Source organism: Actinopolyspora lacussalsi, assembly GCA_030803735.1.
In the GTDB taxonomy this organism is placed as follows: domain Bacteria; phylum Actinomycetota; class Actinomycetes; order Mycobacteriales; family Pseudonocardiaceae; genus Actinopolyspora; species Actinopolyspora lacussalsi.
In genome coordinates, this window is sequence record JAURUC010000001.1 from 2,880,263 (window position 1) to 2,898,129 (window position 17,867).

Consider the following 17,867-nt stretch of genomic DNA (forward strand, 5'->3'; position numbering starts at 1 on the left):
AAGTTCTCCGCTCGTTCCCGACGGTGTTCACGGCCAGCCGATCCCCCTGTCCTCGGGGTGGCCCGCGTCCGAGAACCGAGCCGCCCCGAGGTGTCCGGAAGGCGTTCTACTCCGGCTGGATGTAGGCGGTCTGGATCAACTGCGGACCACCCTTGAGACTCCGGCTGACCAGAGTTCCCCTGCCCGGCGGCAACTGCCGCGACTTGATGTTGCCGATGAGCTGGCCGTCGTCCTTGTTGGCGCTCATGGCCAACCCCGGCGCCGAGGACTCGCGCATCTTGCCGATGATCGGCTCGAACAACGCCCTGCTGGCACCACCGGAGTTGCGCGCCAGCACCACGTGCAGGCCGACGTCGCTGGCCTGCGGGACGAACTCGGCGAGCTGCTGCATCGGGTTGTTGCCCTGCGGGGCCACCAGGTCGTAGTCGTCGGCCACCACGAACAGCTCCGGACCGGACCACCAGGAGCGGTTCTTGAGCTGTTCCTGGGTGACGTCCGGCCCCGGCAACCGCTTCTTCAGCGCGTTGCAGACGTCGTTGATGTTGCCCTTGAGCTGGTCGGCGGAGACGGCGTACTCCATCAGGTGCCCCGTGTCCAGGAAACCGAGCATGGTTCGCCGGTAGTCCACCAGCAGGATCAGCGCTTCCTTGGGGCTGTAGCGGTTGGTGATACCGCGCACGATGGTGCGCAGCAGTGCCGTCTTGCCCGCTTCCCGTTCGGCGAAGGCGTAGAAGTGCGGCTCCGCGTCGAAGTCCAGGTAGACCGGGTGCAGCCCGTCCTCGTTGATGCCGATCGGCACCAACCGCTGTTTGGGCTGCTGTTCGGGTGTCGGCAGCTGTTCGTGCGGGAGCACGTCGGGCAGCAACCGCACCTTCGGTGCCGGCCTGCCCTGCCAGGAATTGCGCACCTTGGTGACCAGGTCCGCGACACCGTCGGAGAGGTCCTGGTTGTACGCCTCCCAGCCGACCCGGTCACCGAGGTTTTCGCTGTCGACCCTGGGAATGGCGGTGAGGAAGTGCAGTTTGCTCGGGTGCAGTCCGCGCCCCGGCCTTCCGGAGGGGACGTTGACCGCCACCTTTCGATCCACTTCGGACTCGCTGGGGTCCCCCAGCCTGAGTTCGAAGCGGGTACCGATCAGGTCCTTGAGCGCGGGGCGGATCTCGGCCCAGCGGTTGGCCGAGACGAACACGTGCACCCCGAAGGTCAACCCCTGCGCGGCCAGGTCGAGCACGTCCTGCTCCAACGTCTCGAAGTCGTTGCGGAACGCGCCCCAACCGTCGATGACCAGGAACACGTCACCGTAGGGGTCGTCGGTTATGCTGCCCGCCGCCTTGCGCTTGCGGAAGTCGGCCATCGAGTCCACGCCGAGTTGCTGGAACCGCGCCTCACGCTCGGCGACCAGCTGCTTGATCTCGGCGATGGTCCTGCGCACCACGTCCTGGTCACGACGACCGCCGAAACCACCGATGTGCGGCAGGCTCTGCAGCGCGGCCATCGAACCGCCGCCCAGGTCGACGCAGTAGAACTGTACTTCCCGCGGGGTGTGGGTCAGCGCCATCGAGCAGATCAGGGTCCGCATCAGGTTGGACTTGCCCGACTGCGGCCCGCCGACCACGGCACCGTGCCCGTTGGCGCCGCCGAGGTCGACCACCATGTGGTCCTGGCGCTGCTGGTAGGGCATGTCGATGATGCCGACCGGAACCTGCAGCTTCCCGTTTCCGGCGTTGCCGACCGGGGTGTACCCCCGCTCCTCGGTCGCCGAGAGCGGCGGCAGCACCGAGTCCAGTGTGGGCGGAGCGTCCAGCGGGGGAAGCCAGACCTGGTGCGCGGGTGGACCCTGCCCCTGCACCTTGTTGATCACGAGCTGGAAGTCGCTGTCCGGCAGACCGTCGCCGTCGTTGTCGACGATGCCCGACTGGTCCGACTCGGGCTCCGGTTCCGGCTGCGCGGGCTGATCCGGCTCCGCGGGCGGCTCGATGTAGTCCGGCACGAAGAACCGGGGGCGCTTCTCGCCCGTGACCGGCGAAGCAGCGACCGTACGGCGCTTGCCCCCGCCCTGGTGCATGTGACCGGAGACGTAGGCCGCGCGGAACCGCTCCATGCCGCCCGGATGCTTCAGGTAACCGTGACCACCGGTGGCGGGCAGGTCACCGGCGTCGGGAACGCCGATCGCGGCACGCGACTCGGCCTGGTTGAAGGTCTTGAGCCCGATCCGGTAGGACAGGTGCGAGTCCAGCCCCCGCAGCTTGCCCTCCTCCAGGCGCTGCGAGGCCAGCAGCAGGTGCACCTGCAGCGAACGTCCCAGCCGTCCGATCATGTTGAACAGCTCGGCGAACTCGGGCTTGGTGGACAGCAGCTCGGAGAACTCGTCGATGACCACGAACAGGGCGGGCATCGGCGCCAGGTCCGCCCCGGCCTGGCGGGCCTCCTCGTAGTCCCAGACGTTCTTGACCTTCGCCTTGTTCAGTTCCTCCTGGCGCCTGTTGAGCTCACCGGCCAGCGCGTCCTGCATCCTGTCGACCTGGGTGAGGTCGTCGGCGAGGTTGGTGATGGTCGCCGAGACGTGCGGAGCAGCCTCGAACCCGTTGAACGTCGCACCACCCTTGAAGTCGACCAGCACGAAGTTCAAGGCGGTCGAGGAGTGCGTGGCCATCAGGCCGAGCACGATGGTGCGCAGGAACTCCGACTTACCGGAACCGGTGGCGCCGATGCACAGCCCGTGCGGGCCCATACCGCCGGACGCGGTCTCCTTGATGTCCAGCGAAACGACCTGACCGTCCTCACCCGGTCCGATGGCGACCTTGTAGCGCTCCGGTATGGGACGGGGCCGCCACGCCTCGTTGAGGTCGAACGAGATCGGGTCGCCGCTGAGCCCGAGCTGTTCGATGTAGTTGAGCGGGGTGGTGAGCGGCTCCTGACCGCTGCTCTCGGTCTCGGCCTGACCGGTTCGGGCCGACATCATGCGGTAGGGGGAGAGCTGCCGCGCCAGCGCGGTGGCCTCCTCCTTGGTCATGGCGTCCGGCACACCGAACCACTCGACGTTGTTGCCGCTACGAGCACCGACGCGCTCGGGTTCGACGACCATGCGCATCCCCCGCTTGGTCGTCAGCGCACCGAGCACATCGGACAGATCGATCAGTGTGACCCCGGTCATGCCGCCCTCGAGCAGAATCTGCTCCTCACGGCTGATCTCGGCGTCGTCGAGCACGATCACCACGTGCGGACCGTCCGGCGGTGCGTTGTTGCGGTTGAACCGGGGTCTGCCGTCCAGCTGGTCGGCGAGCATCTCCTCGATGGCACGTAACGACCCGGCCATCAACCGCTGCTGGCCGATCCCGTCCGTGAGCTCGGGGTGCTGCGAGTGCGGCAACCATTTGACCCAGTCCCACTCGACCCTGGAACGCCCACCGCTGGCGACGGCGATGACCACGTCGTCCGGGGTGTGGAAAGTCGCCAACTGCGCCAGCAGCGCCCGGGTCAACGCGCGCGTGGTCTCGCGCTCCCCCTGCAGCCCGATGGCCGCGAAACCGCGCAGCGAGGTGGCCACCGGCAGTTCCGACACCAGCGAGTGAGCACGGACGAACCGACGCAACGCCAGGGTGGTTATCGGCTCCAGCTCGTCGACGGGACCGGTCTGCGGCGGCACGAGTCGGGTCTCCAGCCGTTGCGACCCCAGGCCGACCCGGAGCTGGCAGAAATCGCTGTCGCCCGCGCGGCGTTCCCACATCCGACGGCTGGTGGCGATCGACCACAACGTCGACGGTTCGGGATGAACCCAGGTGCGAGCCAGCCGCTGCTCGTCCGCGGCCTGCCTGGCCCGTTCCCGCATCTGTCCGAGATACCGCAGGTAGTCCTTGCGGTCCTCGTTCATCTCCGCCTTGCTCTGACCACCGCCCTGATTACCACCGGCCATCATGCCCACAGTGGAAACCAGCATCATCATCGGCATCATCATCATCATCGGGTTGCTGCTGGCCCGCTGAAGCATGAAGACCATCATTCCGAGAGATGCCACGATCATGACGGCCGGAAGGAGCTTCTGCACGATGTTCCCGGGGACCGCTCGCGGAATCTCGGGAGGGGACTCGAGATGAACCTCGCCACCCGGCGGCTTTGGAGCGGCCATGCGTGGCGGTCGCTTGAACTGCAGCGTGCTCACCGGACAGCAGCACCCTTCCATGTTGTCGGCGATCTGTCGTCAACTGCGCAAGCAGCATTCTGTAACCGGCCGTGCCGCGCCCCGCCGCGGGGGCGGAAACGACGGCGTAGCCACAGGACAGCCCGCTCACGGTGATCCTAACGGAACCGGCGCGGAACAGTTCTGGCAAACCGAACCCGCGCACCGGTTCGTACGGCCATACTAAGAGGACCACGCGTCCGAGTGGGGTGATTTCGCGGAATTCCACCCCGCTTGGTTGGATCGAACCGAGCGCGTAGAGCACACACACGGATCGACATCGAAGGACGAGGGATTAGGGGGCCCAAGTGGCGACCGGGACCACGGTATTCAGCCGCGTGACGGTGGTCGCGCCGAAGACGCGCATAGACCTCGCGTTACCCGCGGACGTCTCGGTGGCGGACCTGCTGCCGATGTTGCTGGACATGGCGCACGAGGCCACCCCGGACGGCGGAGCACGTCACGGCGGCTGGTGCCTGGCGAAGCTGGGTGACGCACCGCTGGACACCAGCCAGACTCTCGCGGCACTCGGCATCGTGGACGGCGACATGCTCCAGCTGCGACGCAAGTCGGACGATCCACCACCGCCGCTGTACGACGACGTGGTGGACGCGCTCGCCGAGGCGGAGCCGGGAAGTTACCGCCCCTGGACCAAGGAGACAGCCGCCAGAACCGGCCACGCGGCGGGCGCGCTGGCGATGATCGCCTCGGCCGTGGCCCTGGGAATGGCCGCCGTGCCGCAGGGGATCATCTTCCACATCATCGCCGCCGTGGTGGGACTCGCGGTCGCGATCTTCGCCACCGGCATAGGCGCGATAGTCGCCCGCGCCTACGGAGCAGCGACCACCGGGACGGTGCTGGCCGCCGCGGGAGGACTGCCGATGGCCTTCGTGGCGGGACTCAGCATCGTTCCCGGCCAGGACATGCGACCGAAACTGCTGCTCGCCAGCGCGCTGGTGCTCATATTCGCCTCGGTGTCGCTCATGGTGATCGGGGCGGGAATCATCCACTTCATCGCCGCCGCGACGATCTCGCTGTTCGCCGTGATCGGATTCCTCGTCGCCACCCTGGTTCCCGCCGCGACCGCCGCCGGAGTCGCCTCCGGCGCCGCCGCGGTGGGGCTCGCGGGGATCTCCATGCTCCCCCGAATCACGATCCAGCTGGCCAAGCTGCCGCTGCCGCACGTTCCCGGCAACGCCGAGGACCTCAAGGAGGACGGCGGCTTCCCGGACTACCACCAGATCCAGCGGCAGTCCGGTCTCGCGCACAAGTACATGACCGGCCTGATCGTGGGATGTGGCGGTACGGCCGCGCTCGGAGCGATGATCGCCGCCGCCGCACCGAACATCTGGGGCCCGCTGCTGGCCGGGGTGGTCTCGGCAGTGCTGATGCTGCGTGGGCGCAACTACGCCAACGGCAGCCAGGCGATCGCGTTGCTGCTCAGCGGGCTGATCGCCGCGCTGGGCATGACCATCTGGTTGGTGCTTCCCACGGTGACCACCTCGCAGCAGAAGCTCACCTGGTTGTTCTGGCCGTTGCTGCTGCTAGGCGTGGCCGCGATCGTGTTCGGCGTCGTCTTCCCCAACCGGCGGTTCTCACCGGTGCAGCGCCGCAGTGTCGACATCATCGAGGCGGTGCTGATCGCACTGGTGCTTCCGCTGGCGCTGGGGGTCATGGACGTGTACATGACGATCCGCGATCTCAACATCAGCCTGTTCTGATGGAGCTTCCGTCGATTCGCCGAACAGCCGCCGCGAAGGAAGCGTGATGCGTTCAACCACAACTGTGCACCGTGGCAACCTCCGGCGTGCGCTGGCGATCTCGGCCGCGACCGCCACTCTCCTGGTGTGCGGACCGGTACAACCGGCCACCGCCCAGGACGAGGACGAGACCGGAACCGAGAGCGAGCAGGAGCTGCGGCTGCCCCCGGTCCCGGAGGACACGAATGTGACGGTGTCCTCAGGCAGACTCTCACCGGACGACGGCTTCAGCCGGCAGCAGGCATGCCTGGCCGCGAACGAGAGCGGATCACGGATCAGAAGGCAGCCCTGGAGCCAACGGGTGCTCGGTTTCGGCCGTGCCCACGAGCAGGGACTCACCGGGGCGGGACAAACGGTCGCCGTGGTCGACACCGGCGTGAACGAACACCCCAGGATCGGGCAACGACTCCGAGCCGGCGGTTCCAAGATAACCGGCGGTGCGCTGCAGGACTGCGACGGGCACGGCACGGTGGTGGCGGGCATCATCGCCGCGAGCGACTCGGAGGAGACGGGCTTCGTCGGCGTCGCGCCGGAGAGCGACATCCTGTCCATCCGGCAGTCGTCCTCGATCTACCAGAAGGAACAGTCCGGCGAGACCGTCGGCAACACGTCGACCATGGCCCAAGCCGTCGCCAGTGCCGTGGCACAGGGCTCCGACGTGATCAACATCTCGCAGGCCTCCTGTCAGACGCTCTCCCGCGCCCTGTCGCCCAACAAGCCGAACTGGGAACTGCGCGCGGCCGTCAGACAAGCCTACGAACAGGACGTCGTAGTGGTCGCCGCGGCGGGCAACGTCGGCGGCAAGTGCGAGAAGAACGAGCCCGGCGATCCGAGCACCGCTGTGCTGCCCGCCTGGTTCGACGATTACGTGCTGACCGTGGCTTCGGTGAACCGGCAGGGCGCACCGTCCGAGTTCACCATTCCCGGACCGTGGGTGGACGTCGCCGCACCCGGCGAGGACCTGATCTCACTCGACCCGGGGATCGATGGCGACGGGCTGGTGAACCGCGTAGCCCGCGACTCCAACAGCCAACCGCAGCCGTTGCAGGGCACGAGTTTCGCCGCTCCCTACGTTTCGGGGCTGGCCGCGCTGATCAAGGAGAAGAACCCGGAACTCTCCGCGGCCCAGGTGATGCACCGGATCACCGAAACCGCGCAGCACCACGGTGGCAGCGAGGGCGGTAACGACATCATCGGCTACGGGATGATCAACCCGATGGCCGCGCTCAACAACGTCATCCCCGCCGAGCACGACGCGGCTGCTGCCCCGGTCGAGCCCCGACGCCTGGAAGCGCACGTGTTCCCGGAGCGGAACTGGGCCGCCATCGCGGTGGCGATGGGAGGAACCATCGGCGGTCTGGCCACAGTGCTGTTCACGGCGTTCCTGCTCAACGCGGTAAGGCGGGTTCGGGCACGGAACCGGGGCGAATCACCGGTGGGGTCGGAAACCTCCTGATCGAGGTTTTCCGGGCGGTTCGGCGGATCACTCGCTCGGCGGAACCGCCCGACGAGGGTTACGAACGAACTCGCGGCCCGGAACCGGCTCGGTTCCGGGCCGCGTTACTACCCGACGGGAGGACCACCCGTGGCGGTGGCCGCCCGTGGAGCTAGTCGGCGGCGGCTCCGGTGTCGGCCTGCTGCTGTTCCTCCTCCGGCGCCCGGTTGACACCGGCGTCCGATTCGACGGGGATGGAGTCGTATACGAAGCTGGCCTGCGCCGGATCCAGGAAGTCACCGGAGGGCAACGTCCCCAGGATCGAGGCGGGGGCCGCTCCGATGTCCCCCGTGCCGTTGACCACGCCCAGCCCCTTGGCGGTGGCGACGTCCTTGATCCCGTAAGTGACCCCTCGGTTGGAGACCAGGTAGAGGGGACCGCCCTCGGCGGTGTCGGGGCCGGTGCTCCCGCGCACCACGGCCGCCTTGCCCGGCGGCATGTAGAAGTAGTCCACGCGCGGCCCCGTGCCGTCGAACTGGGCGAGTTTCACCGGCGCCTTGGGGGCGGGCGTACCCGACCCGACGGTGACCGTGACCCGCTGCTCCCCGGACGCGTCGGACCAGCTCAGGCAGGAACGATTGGCGTCCGCGAACGAGAGCGGCTGTGGAACCCCCACCGGGAAGTGGTCCACGTCGAGCTCGTCGGCCGCGTCGGCACTACCGATGTCGGTGAGCATTCCCGTGGCGTTGGGAATCTCCTTGGAGCTGTACCTGGAAGCGTGCAGCACCGCGGCCGCACCGCGAGTGATGTGCTGCTTGCCGCTCTGTCGCAGCACGAAGAACTGCGGGGACTCCCCCGGCACACTGCGCTCGAGAACGTCACCCACCCCGTAACCGCCACTGTCGTACTCCGGAGTGGTTTCCGACAGTTCCGGCACCGCGAGCGAGTCCACCTCGGGGATCGCGTTGAGCATGTTGGTGCTGACGATGCGCGGAACCGCGTCGCCGAGACCGAACATCTCCGTCACCGCGAGTTCCTCGGCAGGCAGAGCGGCTTTGACCACCCTGGCTCCGGTGCTGTTGTCGGAGCGCACGCGATAGACCAGATACGTCTGCCGCGAGGAGGAATCACGCACGTAGAGCGCCTCGTCACGCCCGATTTCCCGACCACGGCCGGTAACCCCGCCCAGCACGGTGGTCTCCACCTCGGCGGTGCCGAGCATGTCCTCGGTGTCCAACGCCTTGTTCAGCTCGGCCACGTCACAGATCGCCCATGCCGGAGTGGCCGCCTGCCCCGGCTCGGGCAGGAAGTCCGGTGCGTTGGGCATTCCCGTCTTCGGTCCGCGGGGTAATTCCGCCAGGGCTGCCTGGTCGACCTTGGTCGGCTCGATCGCCTGCCCCTGACCGTTGCCCTTGGCCATGACGAGCAACTTCGCCGAGGCCATGTTGAGCATCGGAATCAGGCGCTTGTCGGCCTGATCGTCGGAAGTGACGACGTAGACACTGCCGCTGCCTTTCGCTATGACCACCGAGCCCGGTTTCGGGACGGTGCCCTGGCCGCCGAACAATCCCCACACCAGGAATCCGATCATCCCGATACAGGCGATGATCGCACCCGCGATGGTGGCGCGTTTGTGCGAACCGAGCGGATCGTGCAGCATCACCGCGTCCCGGCGGGCGAGTGCCGATTCCATACGGCGTATGACGAACCTGTACGCCTGGACTTGTGATTTGGTGGTGGGTGTTGATGCCATTCTTCGCCTAAAGCTCTCCCGTGCGAGGTACCGTTCAGCAGGGTAGCCGGGAAAGGTTGCCGCGTGGGTCCGGTTCGACCGACTCACCGCAGTATTCTCTTCGATCGGTTACCGATACCTACACTCGCCCGCACCCACAGTGGGCAGACGCATCTAACTGCGAGGGGGAGAGACCCAACGGATGTCCGTGACCACACAGCATTCGGCCCCACCGAAAGCATCGGGATCGTCCGGCACCGGGCCCACCAACGCGACGCGGGCACGAATCCAGGCAAGGCGGCGGACCAGTGGTGCCAGTCTGGGGGCGCTGCCGGTATCCAACCTCGTCGTCATGGAGATCGGTATCGCGGCCGGTCTGATCGTCGTAGGCATCGATCGGACACTGTGGCCGGTGGCGGCCGGAGTGGCGGGGTTCGCCGTGATCATCGCGCTGCTGCGCAGGCGCGGCCGGTGGTTCACCCAGATGTTCGGGCTGGTGCTGGGCTACAAGTTCCGCAACCACACCAGCGTGGTCACACCAGTCACGCCGGGTCTGACGGACGGTGGGGACGAGAACGGCGACGGCGTGATCGGCCCGGAGGAGAACCATCGGGTCTCACTACTGCGGCTGGTCGTTCCCGACCTGGTCGTGGCACACGGCCAGGACCACGACCGCAACCACGTCGGGATGGCGTTCAACGACGGCAAGTGGACCGCTGTGCTCATGGTGGAACCCACACCGTCGTTGGTCACCGAGATCGGCAAGGCACCGAACCTCCCGCTCGGCTCGCTGACCCACTGCCTGGAGGACCGCGGCGTGGTCCTCGACGCGATCCAGGTGATCTGGCACTGCTACCCCGGCAGTGCCGCGCTGCCCTCCAAATCGCCCGCGCTGAACTCGTACATGGAGGTGCTGGGCCCGTTACCGGCGGCGGCTCGTCGTACCACGTGGGTGACGGTGCGGTTGGACCCGAAACGGTGCGCCAAGGCCGTGGGCGAACGGGGCGGCGGCATAGTGGGTGCGCACCGCGCGCTGATCGGTGCGCTGTCCCGAGTGCGCAGCGCCCTGGAGCGGGAGTCGGTACCGACCCGGCCGCTGGATCCGGACGAACTGCTGCAGGCGGGGATCGCCTCGGCCGAACTGCAGTCGGTGCTGGGATCGCAGCGCTCGGTCGGACTCAAGGAACGCTGGGACGGGGTCACGGCGGGCGGAGTGGGCCACTCCAGCTACGCGATCACCGGCTGGCCCTCGCAGATGAGCAACAACCTGAACGCGCTCACCGGGGTTCGTGCGTTGTCCTCCACGGTGGCGATGTCCATATCCCCCACCGGTGAGAACAGTGAGGTCGGGCTGCGCAGCCTGGTCAGGGTCAGCGCCCGGACTCCCGACGAGCTGGACACCGCGGACGAGCAGTTGCGCGGTATCAGCAATCGACTCGGGGTCACGCTGACCCCGCTGGGCGGCGTGCAGCTGGCCGGATTCAACGCGACTCTCCCGTTGGGAGGCTCGATATGAGCCGCAGCAGGACCATCGACACACCCGACGATCTGCGCGACAGGGTTCCGGAGTTCCTGGTTCCCCCGGAAACGCTGGACACGGTCAGCCCTTCCGGTGACCGCGGCGGGATGATCATCGGATCCGGGCCGCACGGCGAACCCATCTCCACCTCGATCCTTCGTCCGCAGCCCACCAGGATGGTCACGGTGGGCGGGCTCTACCTGGCTCGACAGATCGCGCTGCGCGCCATGGCCACCGGCGCTTGGGTGATCATCGCTACCGGGCGGCCGGACTCCTGGGAGAACCTGGCGACCGCCGCGGGGCACACCCCCGACGGCACCCCGGTCCCGCTGGTGCAGATCCGACGGCTCACCCCGTTCGACCTGCCGCGTTCCAGCGAGGACGCCCCGCTGCTGGTGATCCACGACGGCGGAGCCGTGCCCCAGGAACTGTTCCCGCCCCGTTCGGCGTGGCAGACCACCATGTACGTGTTGCCGTACCTACACCCGCAGGTGGGCAACGGTACCGCCGCGAACACGGCCGATCTGGTGCTGCTACAGCGAATCCCGATGAACCAGGCCCAGCTGGCGGGGCGGATCTGGCACCTGCACCCGCCACAGGTGCAGCAGCTGACCGCGCTGCAGGACGACGGGATCATCGCCCTGGGCAACATGCTGTGGAGCCCGATCCGGCTCGTGACCAACCACGCGGAACGGGAGCTCCTGGGACCCATTCGGCGCGGCGACTGACCTCACCTCCCGGCGATTTCGCGAGAAATTGACGCTCCGGGAGTGTCGATTTCTCGCGAAATCGCGGCGAGTGTGTCCACACCGCACCCAGCTGTCCACATCCCGCGGGAAACGCCGGGCCGAGTGAGATTCGTCGCTTCGATACTGGCGGGTATGGCAGACATCGCATCGACAACGCACCCGGAACCGGCACCCCGGGGGTCGGTACTTTTCACCCGCGCCGAAGCACTGGAAGCCGGAATAACGGACCGCGTGCTACGGGAGTCCGGGGCGTACCGCCGGGTACTCCACGGTCTCTACACCCCGGCCGATGTTCCGCTGAGCCACGAACTGAGGTGCCAGGCAGCGGCACGGCTCCTGCCCTCCGACGCGGTGATCACCGGAAGGTCGGCCGCCACGCTGCACGGGGCACGGCTCGCTGACCACAACGACGCGGTCGAAGTACTCGTCAACGACAAGTACGTGAACCGAAGAGCGGGGTTGAAGTGTTGGGCGCGGAGCGTCTCGACCGATGAGTACTCCGCCTGGAGCGGAATCAGGCTTGCCTCCCCCTGCCGGAGTTCCTTCGAGATGCTCGCCCGCTATCCGCTCAGGTGGGCTGTGGCCAACTGCGACCGGATGTTGCACGAGGGAATGATCGGGGAAAACCAGCTCCGCCGCTTCCTCGGCGAGCGAAACCACTACGGGATTCGCCAGGCCCGAGCCGCTTTCGAACTGCTGGATCGCAGAGCGGAGTCGCTTCCGGAGTCGATGCTGCGCGTACTCCTGGTGCAGCGGGGCCTGCCACCGACCCCGCAACTGAACATCCTGCACCGGGGAAGGTTCGTGGCGCGAGTGGATCTCGCATACGAGGACGCCAGGGTCGCCTTGGAGTACGAAGGGGTCTGGCACGCGGACGCGGAACAGTACCGCCGCGACCGGATGCGCAGGCAACGCATAGCGGAGTGCGGCTGGCAGGTGCTCGTGGTCACCGCACGGGAGCTGTTCGAGACGCCGAACGAACTCGTGCGGCGGGTCGGGGCGGCGTTGGCAAGGGCGTGAGCGTCGATTTCTCGCGAAATCGCCGCGCTGTGCGGAGAGGGAAGCCTCTCACGGCCCGGGCGGCGGCGTTTTCCGGCGAAACCGACGGTCACAGCGAACGCCGCGCCCGGGTGGTTCTGACCCGCTCGGCCAGCTGGTCATCGGGCGGATAGTCGACCCCGGTCAGCGCCAGGCCGTGCGCCGGGGCCACCGCGCTGGTCTTGGTCCCCTCACGCAGCATCTCCGCCGGCCACTCGGTACCGCGTCGGGAATCACCGGACATCAGCACCGACCCCACCAGACTCCGAACCATGGAGTGGCAGAAGGCGTCGGCGGTGAGGGTCGCCTCCAACAGGTGCCGGTCGACTCGCTCCCACTCGAACAACTGCAGCTGCCGGACGGTGGTCGCACCCTCGCGTTGCTTGCAGAAGGCCGCGAAATCGTGCAGCCCCACCAGGTCGTTCGAAGCCAGCTTCAGCCGCCGCACGTCCAGCGGCCTGTTCCAGGCCAGGGTGTCGCGCCGCCGCAGCGGGTCGACTCCCCACGGCGCGTCCGAAACCAGGTAGCGGTAGTGCCGCCGCATCGCGGCGAACCGCGCGTCGAAGCCCGCAGGAGCGACCTCGGCCCGCAGCACCCGAACGTCACCGGGCAGAATCCGGTTCCAGCGACCGCACAGCCGCGTCAGATCGGGCACACCGTGCTCGTCGACCTCCAGCCGGTGCCGATCCCCCGCAGCCAGCGGCACCGCGTCCACGTGGACCACCTGACGGTCGGCGTGCACGCCCGCGTCGGTTCGCCCGGCCACTACGACCGAACCCACGAGCTCCCTGCCCGGCGGCTGCTTCCACAGCGCGTCCTCCAGCAGTCCCTGCACGGTCCGCAACCCGGGCTGGCGCGCCCAGCCGGAGAAATCGGTGCCGTCGTAGGCGAGTTCGACGCGAACGCGAACGAACCCGCCCTCCCGTTCGGGAGCGGCGGGTTCGTCGGCGACCTCGGCACGCGACGGAATCAGGACCGGTCCTTGTTCTCGGCGTCCTCGTCGCTGGTGCCCTCGGCGTCGGAGGCGTCGGAAGCGGACTCCGCGACGTCGGCGTCCGCGGACTCGTCGGTCTCGGCGGTCTCCTCGCCCTGCTGGGCGGGCTCCGCCGTGGCCTGCTGGTCCTTCGCGAACTTGGTGCCGCGGGCGGCTTCGGCCTCGGAAGTGGCCGTCTTCTCGTTGACCAGCTCGATGATGGCCATCGGAGCGTTGTCACCCTTGCGGGGCATGGTCTTGACCACCCTGGTGTAGCCACCGGGGCGGTCGGAGAAGAACGGTCCGATCTCCGCGAAGAGCTTGTGAACAACGTCCTTGTCACGGATCGTCTTCAGCACTTCGCGACGATTGTGCAGGTCACCCTTGGTGGCCTTGGTGATGAGACGCTCCGCCAGCGGCTGGACCCGCTTGGCCTTCGCCTCGGTCGTGGTGATCCGCCCGTGCTCGAAAAGCGCGGTGGCCAGGTTCGCCAGGATCAGCCGCTGATGCGACGGCGACCCGCCAAGACGCGGACCCTTCGTTGGGCTGGGCATCGGTTGCTCCTCTCAAGGTGCGGCCGGAAACCAGTCCGCGAAGCGCAGCCGTCAGAGCTGCTCAGTCTCCGCGTAGTCCTGACCGTCGTCGTCATAACCGTTGTCGAAGCCGGTTTCGTAACCGCTGTCGAGACCGGTGTCGAAACCGCCGGCGGACATCCCCTGGGAGATGCTCGGCTCCTCCGACCAGCCTTCCGAGGGGTACTCGGCGGCAGCGGCGGAGGGATCGAATCCCGGAGGGCTGTCCTTGAGGGTCAGACCCAGACCGACCAGCTTCATCTTGACCTCGTCGATCGACTTCGCACCGAAGTTGCGAATGTCGAGCAGGTCGGCCTCGCTGCGCGAGACCAGCTCGCCGACGGTGTGGATACCCTCGCGCTTGAGGCAGTTGTACGAGCGTACCGTGAGATCGAGATCCTCGATCGGCATGGAGTACGCTGCGATGGTGTCCGCCTCGGCGGGCGACGGACCGATCTCGATGCCCTCTGCGTCGACGTTGAGCTCACGGGCCAGGCCGAACAGTTCGACCAGGGTGCGGCCTGCCGAGGCGACCGCGTCCCGCGCGGTCATCGACGGCTTGGTCTCGACATCGAGAACGAGTCGGTTGAAGTCCGTGCGCTGTTCGACACGAGTCGCGGTGACGTCGAACGAAACGTTCCGCACCGGCGAGTAGATCGAGTCCACCGGAATCCGGCCGATCTCGGCACCGGACTCCTTGTTCTGTGCCGCCGGGACGTAGCCGCGACCCCGCTCGACCACGAGCTCGATCTCCAGCTTGCCCTTGGAATTCAGGGTCGCGATGTGGAGATCGGGATTGTGTACCGTCACACCTGCCGGTGGGACGATGTCGGCGGCGGTGACGTCACCGGGGCCCTGCTTGCGCAGATACATGGTGACGGGCTCGTCGTCCTCGGAACTGACCACGAGTTCTTTGATATTCAGGATGACGTCCGTAACGTCTTCCTTGACCCCCGGAATCGTGGTGAATTCATGCAGCACACCGTCGATACGCAGGCTGGTCACGGCCGCACCCGGGATCGAGGACAGCAGGGCACGGCGGAGCGAATTGCCGAGGGTGTAACCGAAGCCGGGCTCCAGCGGCTCGAAGGTGAACCGGGAGCGCGTCTCCGAAATAGGCTCCTCGGACAGTGAGGGTCGCTGGGAGATGAGCACTGTCGTTTTTCCTTTCCACACGGCGCCCGCCATTTTACGCCGAAGGGATGGCGTGCCCGCTGCGAACAGTGGGCGAGGTGGGGACGCGTCGCGTCCCCACCCGTACCGGGCCGCGGAGCAGCCATCGATGCGGTAGCCGCTCCGCCCGGTATCACTTCGAGTAGAGCTCGACGATGAGCTGCTCGGTGACCGGTGTATCGATCTGCGCACGCTCCGGCAGCTGGTGCACCAGCACGCGCAACGACGAGGGCACCACTTGCAGCCAGGCCGGGCAGGGCCGCTCGCCCAGGGTTTCCTTGGCGATGATGAACGGCGTCGTGTTCAACGACTTCGGCTTGACGTCGATGATGTCGAACTTGGCGACCTGGTAGCTCGGAATGTCGACCTTCCTGCCGTTGACCAGGAAGTGACCGTGGTTGACCAGCTGACGGGCCTGCCTGCGGGTACGAGCGATCCCCGAACGGTAGACCACGTTGTCCAGCCGGCTCTCCAGCATCTGCAGCAGGTTGTCACCGGTCTTGCCGGGCCTGCGGTTGGCCTCCTCGTAGTAGGAGCGGAACTGACGTTCCAGCACTCCGTACGTGAAGCGGGCCTTCTGCTTCTCCTGCAGCTGCTGCAGGTACTCGGTTTCCTTGATGCGTCCACGGCCGTGCTGCCCCGGCGGGTACGGACGACGCTCGAACGACTGGTCACCGCCGACGAGGTCAACCTTCAACCGACGGGACTTACGGGTCGCGGGACCGGTGTAACGGGCCATTGCGTTTCTACTCCTCTCCCGCTTCTCAGACCCGACGACGCTTCGGCGGGCGGCAGCCGTTGTGGGGCTGCGGGGTCACGTCCTGGATGGTTCCCACTTCGAGGCCGGCGGCCTGCAGCGAACGGATCGCCGTCTCACGTCCGGAACCCGGCCCCTTGACGAACACGTCGACCTTCTTCATGCCGTGCTCGGCAGCCTTGCGAGCGGCGTTCTCGGCCGCCATCTGCGCGGCGAACGGCGTGGACTTGCGGGAGCCCTTGAAGCCGACGTGACCGGCGGAGGCCCAGCTGATCACCGAACCGACGGTGTCGGTGATCGACACGATCGTGTTGTTGAAAGTGCTTTTGATGTGCGCCTGTCCGTGCGCTACATTCTTTTTTTCCTTGCGCCGGACCTTCTTGACGGTCCCGGCGCGACCCTTCGGTGGCATTACTGCTTATCTCCTCGCGAGGCTTACTTCCTGGCCTTCTTCTTGCCTGCGACCGTCTTCTTCGGCCCCTTGCGGGTGCGGGCGTTGGTCTTGGTCCGCTGCCCGTTCAACGGCAGGTGGCGACGGTGCCGCATCCCGGCGTAGGAGCCGATCTCGATCTTCCGGCGAATGTCGGCCTGCACCTCACGACGGAGGTCACCCTCGACCCGGTAGTTGTTCTCAACGTGTTCACGCAGCTTGGCGAGCTGCTCGTCGTCGAGATTCTTCGCGCGGGTGTCCATCGAAATATCCGCGTTGCGCAGAATCTCCTGCGAGCTGCTGCGGCCGATGCCGTAGATGTAGGTCAGCGCGACCTCGATGCGCTTCTCGCGCGGGAGGTCAACGCCGGCAATCCTTGCCATCTGGCAGGTGCTCCTCACTCTTCATTCCAGGTCTACTCCCCGACCGTCCTCGTGCACGGGGCTCGCCCGGGCGGAGTCGTTTCGAAACCGAAAACCCGTCCGGGACCCGTACCCACACGAAGCCCCGGCCTGGTTCCGGGGGTGAACCGACCCAACTCCCGAGTCGGCAGGTCACAGGGAGGTCCCTTGTATCGCCTGGTTCGTTTGTCTCGGTAGCGACCGCGTCGCTGCCGGTCAGCCCTGACGCTGCTTGTGACGCCCGTTGTTGCAGATCACAAGAACCCGTCCGTGACGACGGATCACCTGGCAGTTATCGCAGATCTTCTTGACACTCGGTTTGACCTTCACGGCCGTGCTCTCCTGATCGCGACGCGTGTCCGTAACCCCGGACACCGTGGAGGTCACTTGTAGCGGTAGACAATGCGCCCACGGGAGAGGTCGTAGGGAGACAGCTCCACGACGACCTTGTCCTCGGGCAGGATGCGGATGTAGTGCTGGCGCATCTTGCCACTGATGTGCGCGAGGACCTTGTGGCCGTTCTCCAACTCGACACGGAAGGTCGCGTTGGGGAGCGGCTCGATCACCCGACCCTCGACCTCAATGGCCCCGTCCTTTTTGCCCATGTCCTCCGCGTTTCGTGACGGTGACAGTTCATCTTCTCGGTAGCTCGTACCGTTATTACCGCTGACGCCGGAGCCGGCACCAAAGGCAGACCCACTCCGACGCGGTCCGGCAGCCCAACCACCCACGGACAAGCTGGCCCCGAGGACATGCACAGGAATCACGGTCCCGCGATCGGGAAACCGTGCTGCTGCCCGCCCCAGCGGACCACGCCCCCTGCGAACAGAACGGCATGACGAACCGGCGCCACGAGTGCGCCGGTACTCCACTGTACGCGCACGCGCGAATGCCACCCAAATCGGGGCTGGACATCGAGCCGACAGCCACTCCGCGGGCCCTTTAAAACACACTCAGTGATAACTGTTCGTCGCTCCTTCGCCGCTCATCGAAGGAGACGAGTCCCACAGCCACGCGTGGCACCGCCATCGATACCAGGCGGACCCCGTGTCCTCGGGGACGTCCGGGGCGACCGGGAGGGGGCAGCCGCTCCGGAGGAAGCGCTTCCGGGGAGAGTGTCGGTATGATCGAAGGTCGTCCGGCGAAACCAC

15 protein-coding genes are annotated in these 17,867 nt (G+C 66.9%); 5 read left to right on the forward strand and 10 right to left on the reverse strand.

Going from position 1 to position 17,867, the window contains the following annotated elements; genetic code table 11:
- Positions 1–106 precede the first annotated feature (106 nt).
- A complete protein-coding gene (gene eccCa / locus J2S53_RS12775) occupies positions 107–4,159 on the reverse strand; it encodes a type VII secretion protein EccCa (protein WP_456241160.1) in 4,053 nt (1,350 codons plus the stop codon).
- A gap of 326 nt (positions 4,160–4,485) precedes the next feature.
- Here eccCa and eccD point away from each other — a divergent pair, with 326 nt between their 5' ends.
- Positions 4,486–5,898 (forward strand): type VII secretion integral membrane protein EccD, encoded by a 1,413-nt coding sequence (eccD, locus tag J2S53_RS12780; RefSeq protein ID WP_456241161.1) that lies wholly within the window; start codon positions 4,486–4,488, stop codon positions 5,896–5,898.
- A 46-nt stretch (positions 5,899–5,944) separates the two neighbouring features.
- Positions 5,945–7,393, forward strand: a complete 1,449-nt coding sequence (gene mycP / locus J2S53_RS12785) for a type VII secretion-associated serine protease mycosin (RefSeq protein WP_456241162.1) — start codon at positions 5,945–5,947, stop codon at positions 7,391–7,393.
- 151 nt (positions 7,394–7,544) lie between these two features.
- Here the strand turns inward: mycP and eccB are convergent, their stop codons facing one another.
- Positions 7,545–9,125 carry a type VII secretion protein EccB gene (eccB, locus tag J2S53_RS12790; RefSeq protein WP_456241163.1) on the reverse strand — a complete coding sequence of 527 codons (1,581 nt, stop codon included), beginning with the start codon at positions 9,123–9,125 and terminating at the stop codon, positions 7,545–7,547.
- 181 nt (positions 9,126–9,306) lie between these two features.
- Between eccB and eccE the strand changes: the two genes are divergently transcribed.
- The 3 genes from eccE (at position 9,307) to J2S53_RS12805 (ending at position 12,392) form a co-directional block, all read left to right on the forward strand.
- Positions 9,307–10,620, forward strand: a complete 1,314-nt coding sequence (gene eccE, locus J2S53_RS12795) for a type VII secretion protein EccE (RefSeq protein WP_456241164.1) — start codon at positions 9,307–9,309, stop codon at positions 10,618–10,620.
- Complete coding sequence (locus J2S53_RS12800; RefSeq protein ID WP_092976485.1) at positions 10,617–11,351, forward strand: hypothetical protein; 735 nt, start codon at positions 10,617–10,619, stop codon at positions 11,349–11,351. Before eccE ends, J2S53_RS12800 begins: the two co-directional genes overlap by 4 nt.
- 153 nt (positions 11,352–11,504) lie before the next feature.
- A complete protein-coding gene (locus tag J2S53_RS12805) occupies positions 11,505–12,392 on the forward strand; it encodes a hypothetical protein (protein ID WP_456241165.1) in 888 nt (295 codons plus the stop codon).
- An 88-nt stretch (positions 12,393–12,480) separates the two neighbouring features.
- Here the strand turns inward: J2S53_RS12805 and J2S53_RS12810 are convergent, their stop codons facing one another.
- From J2S53_RS12810 to infA, 8 genes are all read right to left on the reverse strand, one after another.
- Complete coding sequence (locus J2S53_RS12810) at positions 12,481–13,383, reverse strand: tRNA pseudouridine synthase A (RefSeq protein ID WP_456242785.1); 903 nt, start codon at positions 13,381–13,383, stop codon at positions 12,481–12,483.
- The gene (rplQ, locus tag J2S53_RS12815; protein WP_456241166.1) at positions 13,380–13,937 is read right to left on the reverse strand and encodes a 50S ribosomal protein L17; all 558 of its coding nucleotides are present in this window, start codon (positions 13,935–13,937) and stop codon (positions 13,380–13,382) included. Before rplQ ends, J2S53_RS12810 begins: the two co-directional genes overlap by 4 nt.
- 51 nt (positions 13,938–13,988) lie before the next feature.
- Positions 13,989–15,110, reverse strand: coding sequence for a DNA-directed RNA polymerase subunit alpha (locus J2S53_RS12820; protein ID WP_092925824.1), 1,122 nt, complete (start codon positions 15,108–15,110; stop codon positions 13,989–13,991).
- A 151-nt stretch (positions 15,111–15,261) separates the two neighbouring features.
- Positions 15,262–15,867, reverse strand: coding sequence for a 30S ribosomal protein S4 (gene rpsD / locus J2S53_RS12825; protein ID WP_092925826.1), 606 nt, complete (start codon positions 15,865–15,867; stop codon positions 15,262–15,264).
- A gap of 25 nt (positions 15,868–15,892) precedes the next feature.
- Positions 15,893–16,297 carry a 30S ribosomal protein S11 gene (gene rpsK, locus J2S53_RS12830; protein ID WP_092626192.1) on the reverse strand — a complete coding sequence of 135 codons (405 nt, stop codon included), beginning with the start codon at positions 16,295–16,297 and terminating at the stop codon, positions 15,893–15,895.
- 23 nt (positions 16,298–16,320) lie between these two features.
- Positions 16,321–16,698, reverse strand: coding sequence for a 30S ribosomal protein S13 (gene rpsM / locus J2S53_RS12835; RefSeq protein WP_092925828.1), 378 nt, complete (start codon positions 16,696–16,698; stop codon positions 16,321–16,323).
- Positions 16,699–16,932: 234 nt separating this feature from the next.
- Positions 16,933–17,046: a 50S ribosomal protein L36 gene (gene rpmJ, locus J2S53_RS12840; protein WP_092626791.1), complete on the reverse strand. Its 114-nt coding sequence runs from the start codon at positions 17,044–17,046 to the stop codon at positions 16,933–16,935.
- A 53-nt stretch (positions 17,047–17,099) separates the two neighbouring features.
- Positions 17,100–17,321 carry a translation initiation factor IF-1 gene (gene infA / locus J2S53_RS12845; protein ID WP_017976785.1) on the reverse strand — a complete coding sequence of 74 codons (222 nt, stop codon included), beginning with the start codon at positions 17,319–17,321 and terminating at the stop codon, positions 17,100–17,102.
- Positions 17,322–17,867: the final 546 nt, after the last annotated feature.

Bases quoted from the DNA above. Each gene is read 5' to 3' on its own strand.
- rpsM (WP_092925828.1), bottom strand. From the start codon at position 16,698: ATGGCAAGGATTGCCGGCGTTGACCTCCCGCGCGAGAAGCGCATCGAG.
- rpsD (WP_092925826.1), bottom strand. From the start codon at position 15,867: ATGGCCCGTTACACCGGTCCCGCGACCCGTAAGTCCCGTCGGTTGAAG.
- rpsK (WP_092626192.1), bottom strand. From the start codon at position 16,297: ATGCCACCGAAGGGTCGCGCCGGGACCGTCAAGAAGGTCCGGCGCAAG.
- infA (WP_017976785.1), bottom strand. From the start codon at position 17,321: ATGGGCAAAAAGGACGGGGCCATTGAGGTCGAGGGTCGGGTGATCGAG.
- J2S53_RS12805 (WP_456241165.1), top strand. From the start codon at position 11,505: ATGGCAGACATCGCATCGACAACGCACCCGGAACCGGCACCCCGGGGG.
- eccB (WP_456241163.1), bottom strand. From the start codon at position 9,125: ATGGCATCAACACCCACCACCAAATCACAAGTCCAGGCGTACAGGTTC.
- mycP (WP_456241162.1), top strand. From the start codon at position 5,945: ATGCGTTCAACCACAACTGTGCACCGTGGCAACCTCCGGCGTGCGCTG.
- rplQ (WP_456241166.1), bottom strand. From the start codon at position 13,937: ATGCCCAGCCCAACGAAGGGTCCGCGTCTTGGCGGGTCGCCGTCGCAT.
- eccE (WP_456241164.1), top strand. From the start codon at position 9,307: ATGTCCGTGACCACACAGCATTCGGCCCCACCGAAAGCATCGGGATCG.
- J2S53_RS12800 (WP_092976485.1), top strand. From the start codon at position 10,617: ATGAGCCGCAGCAGGACCATCGACACACCCGACGATCTGCGCGACAGG.